This is a genomic window from Devosia sp. J20-27 (genome assembly GCF_055808595.1).
On record NZ_CM147875.1, the window covers coordinates 2,124,340 to 2,138,024 of the forward strand.

Below are 13,685 nucleotides of genomic sequence, written 5' to 3' on the forward strand. Positions count from 1 at the left end.
CGATTTCCCGAAGCAGAGTCAACAACATCTGTCCCATTGCAGGGCGGCGTTGCAAGCCCGGAACGGTCGGCAATGCACCAGAAACGCCGCGTCACGCCGGCTTGCCGGCCTCGAAGACGATCGCCTGGAGCCGCATGACGCCCGGATTGCTGCCGAATTCGGCGCGATAGGCGGTTACCAGCGCCTCGAAAACGGTTTCCGGATCGACGCCGCCGCGGTTCCGGATCTGGTCGATCAGCGGGCTGCCATAGACGATGCCGCGCGCCAGAATCGCGGGATCGGGGATGGGTTTGTCGATATGGAGCAGGCTGGCGCGAAAATCGCGGAAGCCCGCCGCCAGCAGGGCCTCCTTGGCCGGATCGATCTGGTGAAAGGAAAACGGTACCTGCTGGAACTGCGGCGGATCGGTCTTGAAAAAGCTCGTCGTCACCTCGTGCGAGATACGCCCGAAGGCATTGTGGCGATGCGAGTCCCAGGCGTTGAAGAGATACCGTCCGCCGGGGCTAAGGACCCGGAAGACCTCGGCAAAGGACTTGCCCTTGTCGGGAAAGAACATCACCCCGCACTGGCAGACGACGGCATCGAAACTGCCGTCTTCGAACGGCAGGGCCATGGCGTCCGCCGGTTGCAGCGTGACCTCTTCGCCACTGCTGAACTTGCGGGCCGCCACGGCCAGCATGGGCGGGTTGATGTCGGTGGCCGTGAGCCGGGTGGCAGCGGGCAGGGCATCACGCAGCGCGCGGGTGACGATGCCGGTGCCGGCGGCGATTTCGAGGACCCGCGCCGGGTTGCCGGCCGCGGTGCGGGCGGCGAGGTCGGCGGCGGTGTCGACGAAGATCATCGGGCCGAGGCCGCGATCGTACTGCTCGGGAATGCTTCCGACAAAGTCAGCGTCATTACCCATCGTCGCACCTCCGATGCAGAGGCTGCACCATATCCCTCTGCCGGGCCGCAGCAAGCGGTCTCTTTGCAGAGGCGATGGCGGCAGGCCTGCCGCCATCGGGTCGTTCAGAGCGGCATGCGCAGGTCCAGCGTCAGCGGGAACTCGCCCGACATCTCCTCGGGCGGCGGCACGAAACTGCCGGCGGTATGGCCATTGGGGATGAAACGGGCCAGGCGCCGCGCCTCGGCCTCGTTGCCGTTGACCGGGAAGGTCTCGTAGTTGCGGCCGCCCGGATGGGCCGTATGGTAGACGCAGCCGCCGATCGAGCGGGCCGACCAGGTGTCGTAGATATCGAACACCAGCGGCGCGTTCACCGGCAGGCGCGGATGCATGCCCGAGGCGGGCTGCCAGGCCTTGTAGCGGACGCCGGCCACGGCCGTTCCAGCCGTCTCGGTCATCTTCAAGGGCACCTTGCGGCCGTTGCAGGTGACCAGATAGCGGTCGGGGTTGAGGCCTTCCAGCTTGACCTGAAGCCGCTCGACCGATGAGTCGACAAAGCGCACGGTGCCACCGATGGCTCCCTGTTCGCCCATCACATGCCAGGGCTCGAGCGCCTGATTGAGCGTCAGCTTCATGCCGCCATATTCGACTTCGCCGCAGAACGGGAAGCGGAACTCGAGCTGCGCCGCGAACCACTCGGGATCGAGGTTGAAGCCGTGCAGGCGCAGGTCGTCGAGCACGTCGAGGAAGTCGGCCCACACATAGTGCGGCAGCATGAACCGGTCATGCAGCGTGGTGCCCCAGCGGATGAACTTGCCGTCCTTGTGCTCGGCCCAGTAGCGGGCGATGAGTGCCCGAACCAGCAATTGCTGAGCCAGGTTCATGCGCGAGTCGGGCGGCATCTCGAAGCCGCGGAACTCGACGAGACCCAGCCGTCCGGTCGGGCCGTCGGGCGAATAGAGCTTGTCGATGCAGATTTCCGAGCGGTGCGTATTGCCGGTGACGTCAACAAGCAGGTTACGGAACAGCCGGTCGACCAGCCAGGGCGTCGGCGTGTCGCTGCTGCCCGGCGGCGGCACCTGCTTGATAGCGATCTCCAGCTCGTAGAGGCTGTCGTGCCGGGCTTCATCGAAGCGCGGCGCCTGCGATGTCGGGCCGATGAACAAACCAGAGAACAGGTAGGACATCGAGGGATGGTGCTGCCAGTGCAGCACGAGACTCTTGAGCAGGTCGGGGCGGCGCAGGAAGGGGCTGTCGCTCGGGGTCGAGCCGCCGACCACGACGTGGTTGCCGCCGCCGGTGCCGACATGCTTGCCGTCGATCATGAACTTGTCGGCGCCCAGCCGGCATAGCCGGGCTTCCTCATAGACGGCCGTCGAGGTGGCGACGCAATCCGCCCAACTGGCGGCCGGGTGGATGTTGACCTCGATAACGCCCGGGTCGGGCGCCACGCGGATGACGTTGAGCCGGTGGTCGGCCGGCGGCGCATAGCCCTCGACATGGATCGGCAGGTTGACGGCCTTGGCCGCTTCCTCTGCCGCAGCGATCAGTTCGAGATAGTCCTCGAGCGCCTCGACCGGCGGCAGGAAGACGCAGAGATGGCCGTCGCGCACTTCGGCGGTGACCGCCGTCCGGACCTCGCCCTCGATCTCGGAGATCACCTGCTCGTTGCGTTCCTGCTGCTCGGTCGGATCAGCGGTAAAGGACGCAGCCTCCAGTTCACGCTCGGCCACGCCCGGCGTCCTGTTGGCGAGCGCCTCGGGATCGGGCAGCGGCCCACGGGGCGCCAGCGGGTCCATCGGCACCACGTGCGGATAGGCCGTGCCTTTGAGATGTTTCAAGGCGCTCAGCGGCAGGCGATAGCCGGCCGGCGAGTCCCCGGGCGACAGGAACAGCTTGCCGCGTCGGGTCTTCCACTTCTCGGTGACCCAGCCGGAGCTGCTTGCCCGGGAGTTCCAGCGCTGCACCGGCAGCACATAGCCCGTCGGCTTGGTCAGCCCGCGCTCGAACACCGTCTTCATGCGCGAGCGCGCTTCGGCGTCTTCCAGCTCGGAGTTTGCCGGGTCGACGTTCTCGGGCAGCTTGGCTTCCTTGAGCAGCCACTCGCCGGGGTCTTCGTAGGCGGCGTCGATGGTGTCGGTGCCGACCCCCAGCTTGCTGGCAATGGCGCCGAGCAGGGTCTTTGCATCATCGCCCGTCGCGTCGGTCTGCTGGTGCTCGCGGGCAATCAGCTTTTCATCGCGCCAGATCGGCTTGCCGTCGGCGCGCCAGTAGAGCGAAAAGGTCCAGCGTGGCAGCGTCTCGCCCGGGTACCATTTGCCCTGGCCGTAATGCAGCAGGCCGCCGGGGGCGAAGCGGTCGCGCAGGCGGCGGATCAGGGCGTCGGCCTTTTCCCGTTTGGTCGGACCGACGGCGTCGGTATTCCACTCGCCGCTTTCGAAATCGTCGATGGAAACGAATGTCGGTTCGCCGCCCATGGTGAGCCGCACGTCGCCCTCTTCGAGCGCCTTGTCGACCTCTGCGCCAAGCGCGTTCAGCCGGTCCCAGCTCTCGTCGGAGAACGGCTTGGTGATGCGCGGATGTTCGGCGACCCGCGTCACCTTCATGTCGAAATCGAAATCGACATTGGCGAAGCTGGCAAAGCCGGAGATCGGGGCGGCGTTGCGGTAATGCGGGGTGGCGGCCAGCGGCACGTGGCTTTCGCCGGTCAGCAGGCCAGATGTGGGATCGAGGCCGATCCAGCCGGCGCCGGGCAGGTAGACCTCGCACCAGGCGTGCAGGTCGGTGAAATCGACCGAAGTGCCCGACGGGCCATCGAGCGAGGCGAGGTCGGGCTTGAGCTGGATCAGGTAACCGGAAACGAAGCGGGCGGCAAAACCCAGGTGGCGCAGCGCCTGCACGAGCAACCAGCTGGAGTCGCGGCAGCTGCCCTGCGCCTTGCCGAGCGTTTCCTCGGGCTCGAAGACCCCGGTTTCCAGCCGGACGATATAGCCGACTTCCTGCTGGACGCGGGCATTGAGCGCGGTGACGAAGTTCACCGTGTTCATCGGCGTACGATCAACGCCATCGAGGAATTTCTGCAGCAGCGGACCGGCGGGCTCGGGCCGGCGGTAGATCACGAGGTCCTCGCGCAGTTCCTCGGGGTACTCGAAGGGCCAGATTTCGGCCCGTTCCTCGACGAAGAAGTCGAAGGGATTGTAGACCGTCATGTCGGCGACGAGGTCGACCTCGATCTTGAGCTCGTGCACGGGCTCGGGGAAGACGAAGCGCGACAGGTAGTTGCCGTAGGGGTCTTGCTGGACGTTTACGAAGTGGTTTTCGGGAAAGACCTTGAGCGAGTAGCTCAGGACCTTGGTCTTGGAGTGGGGCGCCGGCTGCAGACGGATGATCTGGGGTTGCAGGACGACCGGCCGGTCATACTTGTAGTGCGTCAGGTGATAGACGGCAGCTTTGATTGACATGCGGTCTGGCGCTCACTCGTTCACTGGAAGGGACGTGGTGAGGAACGATAGCACAGATGCTTGACGCGGCTACGCCTTGTCTGCGCAATGCCGCTGTGCGCGGACTCAGGTAACTTTTGATGATCGTTCTTCGGGCTTTGGCGCGGTTTGTCGTCACTGTGGCGGTGGTCATCTACACGCTGCTCGACGAGTTGCTGTTTCCGCTGGTCCGGCCACTGCTGCGCTGGCTGGGCGCGCTGCAGCTGTTTCAGCGGTTGGGCGTCCTGATCGCCCGGTTGCCGCCCTATCTGGTGCTGGTGTTGCTGGCGGTGCCGTTCGTCATCATCGAGCCGGCCAAGGTCTTTGCCGTCTACTGGACGGCTACCGGCCACGTTCTCGCCGGGCCGGTGCTGCTGGGCGTGGCGCATGTCGTTTCACTGCTGACCTGCGAGCGCATCTATCACGTCGGCCACGGCCAGCTGATGCAGATCGGCTGGTTCAGGCGCTTGATGACCTGGCTGTTCGGCCTGCGCGACAGGGCGCTGGCCTGGGCCCGCGCGACGAAGTTCTGGCAATCTGCCGCTGCAATGATCGGCGCAGTGCGCGCCTGGTTTCGCGGCTTTATCGCCTCGCTGCGCTAGAGCTTGTTGAGGCGGTTCTGCTCGAGCAGGAATTCCTCGCATTCCTCCAGCGTGGCGGAGAAGTCGTATTTCTCGTTGCCGTAGACGATCTTGAAGTCCTCGTCGCGCAGCATGTAGCCGCCATGTTCCTCGATCTTGGGGTTGCGCTTCTGCGCGATCAGGAGGCTCAGGTTGTAGGGCCGGCATAGCCGTCTGACCTGCCGCTCGCGTGCTGCCTGTGTATGTGCCCTGCTGCTCATTAAATGATCCCGCTCGAAACTCTGCTGGTCCCGCCCCTATAGCGATTGAGCGGCCGGGCTGCCAATGCTTAAGTGCGGCATGGCCTTCACCCTCCGGCAACTCCAGTATTTCATCGCCGCCGCGGAAGAGGGAACCATTTCCGGCGCTGCGCATAGCCTGTCGATCAGCCAGTCGGCCGTGACCGAGGCGATCAAGGATCTGGAAAAGGATCTGGGTGTGGCGCTGTTCGAGCGGCACCGCCGCGGCCTGACCATCACCCACAAGGGCCATCAGTTCTACCGGCACGCCAACCGCATTCTCGCCAGCGTTTCCGATGCGCGCCAGAGTTTCGGGCCGGAGCAGGCCGCTGCCCCCGGGTCGCTGCATCTGGGTGTCACGTCGCTGGTGGCCGGCTATGTGCTCTCCGACCTGCTGGCGCGCTACCGGCGGGCCTATCCCAATATCAATGTCTCGGCGATCGAGGACAATGGAGACTATCTTGAGCACCTGCTGGTGGGCGGCGAACTCGATGTCGCCGTGATGGTGATCTCCAACCTGCGCGACCGCGTGGCGTTGCAGGCCGAAATCTTCGAAACCTCACCCTACCGGCTGTGGCTGCCGCTCGGCCACCGGCTGGCCGATGCCGACATCATCTCGGTGTCCGACATTGTCCCCGAGCCGCTGATCATGCTGACGGTCGACGAAACCGAGGAGAACACCGGCAAGCTGCTCTCGGCCTTCTCTGCCCGTCCCAATGTTGCCTTCCGGACCCGCTCTGTGGAAGCGGTGCGCAGCCTGGTTGCCACTGGCGCCGGCATCGCGCTGCTGCCCGATCTCGTCTACCGCCCCTGGTCGCTGGAAGGCGACCGGATCGAGAGCCGCGATATTTCCGGGGCGCTGCCGGTAGTGCAGGTCGGCATGGTGTGGCGCCGCGGCAGCCAGCTGACGCAGGCGGCCCGCGACTTCATCGGACTGGCGCAGGGGCAGCACGGGCGGTGATCAGGCCCGCGTGGTGAGCCGGTCGAACCACGCGGGCGTGCGCTAGCCTATCCGTGGTTGATCATCACGTGGCGGACGGCGGTGTAGTCTTCCAGCGCGTAGATCGACATGTCCTTGCCATAGCCGGACTGCTTGAGCCCGCCATGCGGCATCTCGTTGACCAGCATGAAATGCGTGTTGATCCAGGTGCAGCCGTATTGCAGCCGGGCCGCCGTCTGCATGGCCTTGTCGATGTCCTTGGTCCAGACCGACGAGGCGAGGCCGTAATCGCTGTCATTGGCCCAGGCGATGGCCTCCTCGGGGTCGGTGAAGCGGGTGACCGACACCACCGGCCCGAATACCTCGCGGCGGACGATCTCGTCTTCCTGCAGCGCGCCGGCGATCACCGTCGGCTCATAGTAAAAGCCCTTGTCGCCGGACATATGGCCGCCGGTGGCGATCTTAATATGGGGCAGTTCGGAGGCCCGCTCGACAAAGCTGGCGACGCGGTCGCGCTGCCGCCGCGAGATCAGCGGGCCGATCTCGTTGGCCGTGTCGTCCTGCTGGTTGAAGCGGATGCTGCCCACGGCAGAGGCGAGGTCGGCAACCAGCTTGTCGTGGATCTTCGGGCCGGCATAGATGCGGCAGGCAGCAGTGCAGTCCTGCCCGGCATTGTAGAAGCCGAAGGCCCGCAATCCGTCGACTACCGCCTGCAGGTCGGCATCGTCATAGACGATGACCGGCGCCTTGCCGCCCAGTTCGAGATGCGTACGCTTGACTGACTTGGCCGCCGCCTGCAGCACCTTCTTGCCGGTGGCGACGTCGCCGGTGATCGAGATCATGTTGATCTTGGGGTGGTTGATCAGCGCGTTGCCGACGCTGTCGCCGCGGCCGAGAATGACGTTGACCACGCCCTCGGGCAGGATGTCGGCGAAGACCTTGGCCAGCTTGAGCGAGGTCAGCGGCGTCTGTTCGGAGGGCTTGAACACCACGGTGTTGCCGCCGGCGATGGCAGGGGCCAGCTTCCAGGCCATCATCATCAGCGGATAGTTCCACGGCGCGATCGAGCCGACGATGCCGATCGGGTCGCGGCGGATCATCGAGGTGTGGCCGGGAAGATACTCGCCGGCCACGGCGCCATGCATGTTGCGCACCGCGCCGGCAAAGAAGCGCCAGCAGTCGACAATGGCCGGGATTTCGTCATTGAGCACGGCATTGATCGGCTTGCCGCAGTTGAGTGCCTCGAGCGCCGCAAAGCCCTCGGCATCGTCCTCGATGGCCTGGGCGATGCGCAGCAGATAGGTCGAGCGCTGTGCCGGGGTGGTGCGCGACCAGGTGGCAAAGGCCTTTTCGGCAGCCAGCACCGCCGCATCGATCTGGCCGAGCGAGGCCTCGGCGATGGCCTCGATCAGCGCACCGGTGCGCGGGTTCAGCACCTCTTCGGCCGTTTCGGTGCCCGCTTCGAAGCGCGAGCCGATCAGCATCTGGGTATTCATGGTTTCTCTCTCCCGGAACTACTTGCCCATGCCGGCTGTGGACTGTTCCCCGCCGCGCGTCAGGTAGAAGGCGGCAAGGATCGGCAGGAAGGTAACGATGACGACAACCATCGCCACGACGTTGGTGACAGGCCGCTGGCGCGGCCGGATGAGTTCTTCCAGCATCCAGATCGGCAGCGTCTGCTGCTGACCGGCGGTGAAGGTGGTGACGATCACTTCGTCGAAACTGAGCGCGAAGGCGAGCATGCCGCCCGCCAGCAGCGCCGTGCCCAGGTTGGGCAGGATGACGTGGCGGAAGGTCTGGAAGCCGTCAGCGCCGAGATCCATGGCGGCCTCGACCAGCGAGCCGTGCAGGCGCCGGAAGCGCGCCACGGCATTGTTGTAGACCACCACCACGCAGAAGGTGGCGTGCCCGAGAATGATGGTCCAGAACGAGAACGGAATGTCCATCAGGTTGAAGGCCGAGCGCAGCGAGATGCCGGTAATGATGCCGGGCAGGGCGATGGGCAGGATGACCAGTAGCGAGATGGTCTCGCGGCCGAAGAATTTGGTCCCCGATACCGCCGCGGCGCAGAGCGTCCCCAGCACCAGCGCGATGGCAGTCGACACCGATGCCACCTGCACCGAGAGCGTCAGCGCCTGCCAGACATCGGGCCGGTTCCAGGCCGCCGCGAACCAGTTGAGCGTCAGCCCCGGCGGCGGCCATTGGTAGGTGCGGTCCTCGGTCGAGAAGGCATAGAGGAAGATCAGCGCCAGCGGCGCCAGCATGAACACGAAGCCGGCGAACGCCGCGACCTTGAGGCCAAGCGGGGCCTTCTGATCAGAGTGCATCGGTGCACCCCTCGTTCCGGTGCCGGACGCTCAGGCCTATCGCCTCCCTCCCCTGAGGGGGGAGGGATTGAGGGAGGGCGCGGCGCGGTTTGTCACTGTCGGACCCCCACCCCCCACCCCTCCCCTGAGGGGGGAGGGGGGCGCGACTGCGAGCTCTGTAGATGTCAAAGCGCATCGAAAGCCCCCGCGCGTTTGGCGAGCCAGAGATAGATGCCCATGATCAGGATCGGCACCACGGTAAAGGCCGCCGCCAGCGGGATGTTGCCGGCGGTGCCCTGGTGCGAGTAGACGGCCTGGCCGATGAAGAACTGCGAATTGCCGACGATCTGCGGGATGATGTAGTCGCCCAGGGTCAGCGAGAAGGTGAAGATCGAGCCGGCGATGATGCCGGGCAGGGCCAGCGGAAAGATCACTTTCCAGAAGGTCTGGCGCGGCGTGGCGCCGAGATCGGCCGAGGCGTCGATCAGGTTGACGGGGACGCGCTCGATCGAGGCCTGGATGGGCAGGATCATGAAGGGCATCCAGACATAAAGAAAGACGATGAAGGTGCCGGTGTAGCTGATCGACAGCGAGTTGCCGCCGATCACCGGCAGTGCCAGCCAGGCCTCGAGCAGCCAGGTCAGGCTCAGCTTGTCGAAAATCCAGTTGAGGATGCCTTCCTTGGCGAGGATCAGCTTCCAGGCATAGACCTTGACCAGGTAGCTGGCCCAGAGCGGCAGCATGATGCCCAGGTAGAACAGCGCCTTCCATTTGCCCCGCGCATAGCGCGCCGCCATATAGGCGATGGGGAAGGCGATCACCGCCGAGGCCAGGGTGACAACGGTCGCCATCGACACGGTGCGCACGATGATATCGAGGTTCTGGGCGCGGAACAGTTCGCCATAGGTCTTGAGCGTGAACTCGTGCCTGATCAGCCCCGAGAACTCGTCGATCGAGAAAAAGCTCTGGACCAGCAACGCCAGAAGCGAGCCGACATAGACGACGCCCAGCCAGAGCAGGGCGGGCAGCAGCATCAGGAAGATCAGCAGCCCCGGCCGGCGCCAGAAATGATCCGACAGCGCGCCGAGCCAGCCGCGCCGGTTGGCCAGGATGGCGCCGCCGCTTTCGGCCGTGGCTGTCACTCTCCCGACTCCATGAGATGGATGGCGTCCTTGGCAAAGCCGATGGTGACACGATCTCCCTGTTCCGGGACCTCACCCTGCGCCGGCAGCACGGCCGTGAGCCGCAGGTCCTTGAGATCGATGACCAGCCGGGTGGTCGAGCCCATATAGCTGCGGGAGGTCACCGTGCCGGTCAGTGCCGAGGCGCCGCCATTGCCACCGGCGCGGATGACGTGCAGCGCTTCGGGCCGCAGGCTCGCCCATTTCGACACGCCCAGCACGTTGTGCACGAATTCGGGCGGCAGGACATTGGACGAGCCGACAAAGTCGGCAACGAAGCGGGTGCGCGGCTGGCGGTAGATCTGTTCGGGCGTGCCGACCTGCATGATGCCGCCGGCATTGAACACCGCGACACGGTCGGCCATCGACAGCGCCTCACCCTGGTCGTGGGTGACGAAGATGAAGGTGATGCCCAGTTCCTTCTGCAGCACCTTGAGTTCGTCCTGCATCTGCTCGCGCAGCTTCAGGTCGAGCGCGCCGAGCGGTTCGTCGAGCAGCAGCACCTTGGGCCGGTTGACGATGGCGCGGGCCAGCGCCACGCGCTGCCGCTGGCCGCCGGACAATTGCCCCGGCCGGCGGTCGCCATAGCCGGAGAGCTTGACCATTTCGAGCGCCGCCTCGGCGGCCTGGTAGCGCTCGTCCTTGGCGACCTTGCGCAGCATCAGCGAGAAGGCAACATTGTCGCGCACATTCAGATGCGGGAACAGCGCATAGTCCTGGAACACGGTGTTGACGTTGCGCCGGTAGGGCGGCACGCCATCAACGGTTTCCCCGAAAATCTCGATATGCCCGGCGGTCGGCTGCTCGAAGCCGGCGATCAGGCGCAGGCAGGTGGTCTTGCCGGAACCCGAGGGGCCGAGCATGGCGAAGAACTCGCCGGCATGCACCTCGAGGTCGACGGCATCCATGGCCTTGACCGGCCCGAAATGGCGCGAAACGCCCTGCAGTGAAACGGCGGCGGTCATTGGCGTGCAACCCGGCGAGTGAGGTCTCCCTCCCCGTGACGGGGAGGGAGCAGGAAGCGGGCGTCAGCGCCCGCCGATGACGCCGACGTAGTCGGAGACCCAGCGATAATACGGCACGCATTCGCCGCTGGCACACTGGCTGGTCGGGGTGCGCCAGAAGCGGATCTGGTCGAAATTGTCGCCGCCATTGGCCGCGCAACCGGCATCGGTCAGCAGTTCGTTGCCGGTACAGGCTGCCGGCACGGACGGCACGGTGCCGAACCAGGCCGAAACGTCGCCCTGGACCTTGGGCGACAGCGAATGCTCCATCCACATATAGGCGCAATTGGGATGCTTGCTGTCGGTGCTGAGCATGGTGGTATCGGCCCAGCCGGTGATGCCTTCCTCGGGGAAGACTAAGTCCACCGGGGCGCCTTCGGCCTTCAGCACGTTGACCATGAACGGCCACGATGACGAAGCGACGATGCCTTCATTCTTGAAATCGTCCATCTGGATGAAGGCGTCGTGCCAGTAGCGGCCGACCAGGGTGCGCTGTACGCGCAGCAGATCAAGCGCAGCGGCGTACTGTTCCTCGTTGAGGGCGTAGGGGTCGGTAATGCCGAGTTCCGGCTTGTGCGCCATCAGATAGAGGGCGGCGTCGGCGACATAGATCGGGCCGTCATAGGCCTGAATGCGACCGCTGTTGGATTGCCCGTCGGGCAGAGTCATTTCCTCGAAGACGACGTTCCAGCTGGTCGGCGGGCCGTCCTTGAACACTTCGGTATTGTACATCAGCACATTGGCGCCCCAGACATACGGCGTGCCGTAGTGGACGCCGTCAACAGTGTGCCAGGCAGCATCCTGCAGGCGCGGGTCGATGGTCAACCAGCTCGGGATCAGCGAGGTGTTGATCGGCTGGACGCGCTTGCCGGCGATGAGGCGGAGCGAGGCGTCGCCCGAGGCGGTGACGAGGTCGAAGCCGCCTTCGTTCATCAGCGCCACCATTTCGTCGGAGGTGGCAGCCGTCTTGACGCTGACCTTGCAGCCCGTATCGGCCTCGAACTTGGTGACCCAGTCGAAGGCCTTGTCGGTTTCGCCGCGCTCGATATAGCCGGCCCAGGCGACGATCGACACTTCGCCCTCGCCGGCGCCCAGCTCCTGCAGCATGTCCTGTGCCATGACCTGGCCGCCAAGGGCGACAACCATGGTCAAGGCAGTGCACGACTTGAGAATGGATTTCATTGCGTTAGCTCCCTGCTCGGACAGGCGCCCCGAAGTCCACGGCCTGCCCCTGATGGGACATTAACGAGGGCGTTAACATTCGCAAACGCATTGTGACGTGGGGTGGTATCGGAATTTCCGATGGATTGAATGCACCCGATGCCGCGTCCTCCCGTCTCAGCAGCCGCCTGGTCGTCACAGCTCGACTGGCGCGTCCTCGCGGCCGCCCCATTCGGTCCAGGAGCCGTCATAGACGGCCACGTCTCTGGCGCCGGCAATTTCGAGGGCGAGAGCCAGCGTCGCGGCGGTGACGCCCGAGCCGCAGGAGGTGACAATCGGTTTGTTGAGGTCGATGCCCGCCTGCTCGAAAATGGCATTGAGCTCGTTGGCGGGTCGCATATGTCCGTCGACCGACAGGCTGCCCACTGGCACGTTGAGGCTGGTCGGAATATGTCCGGACTTCAGGCCGACGCGTGGCTCGGGGGCGGTGCCGGTGAAGCGATCGGCCGGCCGGGCGTCGATGATGGTCTTGGCGCCGGAGCTAGTAAAGCCCAGCACAGCATTGAAATCCTCCACCAGTTCAGGGCGGAACCCGGGCTGGAACAGCTTGGGGCGGCGCATGGTCTGCCCGGACTCGGTGGGTCGGCCTTCGGCCCGCCACTTCTTGCCGCCGCCATCGAGCACGCGCACGTCCCTTGCGCCCATGGCGTTCAGCGTCCACCAGACGCGCGGCGCCGAGAACAGGCCGACCTCGTCATAGACGATGACCGTGTCGTGATTGCCGATGCCCAGCGCGCCGACCGCGGCGCCGAACTCCTCGGGTCGCGGCAACATGTGCGGCAGGTCGGTCTTCTTGTCGGCAATGTCATCAATGCCGAAGAAGATAGCGCCGGGGATGTGGCTCGCCAGATACTCGTCGTGACCCTTGCGCCCCGTTGCCGGCATGTACCAGCTGGCATCGACCACCACGACGTTCTCGTCATTGAGGTGTTCAGCCAGCCATTCGGTTGAAACGAGGTAGTGGATCATGCGGAAACCCCTTGAACTGGGCGCAATCTAGCGCAGGCGAGCCGCATCACAAGTGCGTCCTCAGGACGCCTTCTGGCACCTAATGCGGGCGGCTCGCAAGTTGCTCAAAGATCTGATCCAGCTGTCCGTTCTCCGCTGCATGGCGCAGCGGCCTGCAGCGTTCGACGACCACCTCGCGGCTCTCCCCTGCCGCCAGCAGGTCAATCACTTCGGCGGTGAAGGCGTCCAGCGGCATGGCATTGGGGTCATTGGCCTGGCGTTCGCCCTGCAATCGGGTCCGCACATAGGGCGGGACAATCTCGATCACCTCGATGCCGGTCTCTCGCAGTTGATGGCGAAGCGCCATCGAGTAAGCGTGGATGGCAGCCTTGGTCGCCGAGTAGGTCGGCGCGGTGGCCAGCGGTACGAAGGCGAGACCGGATGAGACCGTCAGGATCGCCGCGTTCGGACGGGTCAGCAGATGCGGCAGCAGCGCTGCCGTCAGGCGGATCGGCCCGAGCAGGTTGGCGGCCACGGTTTCCTCGGCATCGGCGAGATAGTCGCCGTCGGCCAGCGTCTCGTTGCGCATGATGCCAGCATTGTGGACCACGGCGTTGAGATCCGGGTGGTTCGCCAGAACGGCTGCGGCGAGATCGTTGATCGAGCCATTGTCGGTCATGTCGACGGTGAAGACAGCCATGCCGGGATGGCGGACGGCCAAGGCTTCGAGCGCGCTCCGGTTGCGCCCGGCGATGATCACCTGGTTGCCGCGATCATGAAATGCCGCGGCGAGCGCAGCGCCGATGCCCGAGCCGCCGCCGGTGATAAGGATAGTGTTTCCGGAAATCTGCATGTCACGGTGTC

At 65.1% G+C, this 13,685-nt stretch carries 12 protein-coding genes; 2 read left to right on the plus strand and 10 right to left on the minus strand.

Features of this window, described 5'->3' with window-relative positions; all coding sequences use genetic code 11:
• Positions 1-91: 91 nt before the first annotated feature.
• Positions 92-904, minus strand: a complete 813-nt coding sequence (locus tag AC0L4C_RS10365; protein ID WP_473399462.1) for a class I SAM-dependent methyltransferase — start codon at positions 902-904, stop codon at positions 92-94.
• Between the two features lie 104 nt (positions 905-1,008).
• Positions 1,009-4,344, minus strand: coding sequence for a transglutaminase family protein (locus AC0L4C_RS10370; protein ID WP_473399463.1), 3,336 nt, complete (start codon positions 4,342-4,344; stop codon positions 1,009-1,011).
• Positions 4,345-4,463: 119 nt separating this feature from the next.
• On the opposite strand from AC0L4C_RS10370, the gene AC0L4C_RS10375 reads away from it, so the two are divergent.
• Complete coding sequence (locus AC0L4C_RS10375) at positions 4,464-4,964, plus strand: hypothetical protein (RefSeq protein ID WP_473399464.1); 501 nt, start codon at positions 4,464-4,466, stop codon at positions 4,962-4,964.
• Here AC0L4C_RS10375 and AC0L4C_RS10380 read toward each other — a convergent pair.
• On the minus strand, positions 4,961-5,203 hold the full coding sequence (locus tag AC0L4C_RS10380) for a hypothetical protein (RefSeq protein WP_473399465.1): 243 nt from the start codon (positions 5,201-5,203) through the stop codon (positions 4,961-4,963). The two genes, AC0L4C_RS10375 and AC0L4C_RS10380, sit on opposite strands and share 4 nt — an antisense overlap.
• Positions 5,204-5,282: 79 nt before the next feature.
• Here AC0L4C_RS10380 and AC0L4C_RS10385 point away from each other — a divergent pair, with 79 nt between their 5' ends.
• On the plus strand, positions 5,283-6,182 hold the full coding sequence (locus AC0L4C_RS10385; protein ID WP_473399466.1) for a LysR family transcriptional regulator: 900 nt from the start codon (positions 5,283-5,285) through the stop codon (positions 6,180-6,182).
• A 47-nt stretch (positions 6,183-6,229) separates the two neighbouring features.
• Here AC0L4C_RS10385 and AC0L4C_RS10390 read toward each other — a convergent pair whose 3' ends face one another.
• The 7 genes from AC0L4C_RS10390 to AC0L4C_RS10420 all read right to left on the minus strand — a co-directional run bounded on the left by AC0L4C_RS10390 (position 6,230) and on the right by AC0L4C_RS10420 (position 13,674).
• Positions 6,230-7,657: a gamma-aminobutyraldehyde dehydrogenase gene (locus AC0L4C_RS10390; RefSeq protein ID WP_473399467.1), complete on the minus strand. Its 1,428-nt coding sequence runs from the start codon at positions 7,655-7,657 to the stop codon at positions 6,230-6,232.
• Positions 7,658-7,675: 18 nt separating this feature from the next.
• Positions 7,676-8,488: an ABC transporter permease gene (locus AC0L4C_RS10395; RefSeq protein WP_473399468.1), complete on the minus strand. Its 813-nt coding sequence runs from the start codon at positions 8,486-8,488 to the stop codon at positions 7,676-7,678.
• Between the two features lie 164 nt (positions 8,489-8,652).
• Complete coding sequence (locus AC0L4C_RS10400; protein WP_473399469.1) at positions 8,653-9,609, minus strand: ABC transporter permease; 957 nt, start codon at positions 9,607-9,609, stop codon at positions 8,653-8,655.
• The gene (locus AC0L4C_RS10405) at positions 9,606-10,613 is read right to left on the minus strand and encodes an ABC transporter ATP-binding protein (RefSeq protein ID WP_473399470.1); all 1,008 of its coding nucleotides are present in this window, start codon (positions 10,611-10,613) and stop codon (positions 9,606-9,608) included. The genes AC0L4C_RS10400 and AC0L4C_RS10405 overlap by 4 nt, the downstream gene beginning before the upstream one ends.
• Before the next feature lie 63 nt (positions 10,614-10,676).
• Positions 10,677-11,834 carry an ABC transporter substrate-binding protein gene (locus tag AC0L4C_RS10410; protein ID WP_473399471.1) on the minus strand — a complete coding sequence of 386 codons (1,158 nt, stop codon included), beginning with the start codon at positions 11,832-11,834 and terminating at the stop codon, positions 10,677-10,679.
• 174 nt (positions 11,835-12,008) lie between these two features.
• Complete coding sequence (gene sseA / locus AC0L4C_RS10415) at positions 12,009-12,842, minus strand: 3-mercaptopyruvate sulfurtransferase (protein WP_473399472.1); 834 nt, start codon at positions 12,840-12,842, stop codon at positions 12,009-12,011.
• Positions 12,843-12,921: 79 nt separating this feature from the next.
• On the minus strand, positions 12,922-13,674 hold the full coding sequence (locus AC0L4C_RS10420) for an SDR family oxidoreductase (protein WP_473399473.1): 753 nt from the start codon (positions 13,672-13,674) through the stop codon (positions 12,922-12,924).
• Positions 13,675-13,685: the final 11 nt, after the last annotated feature.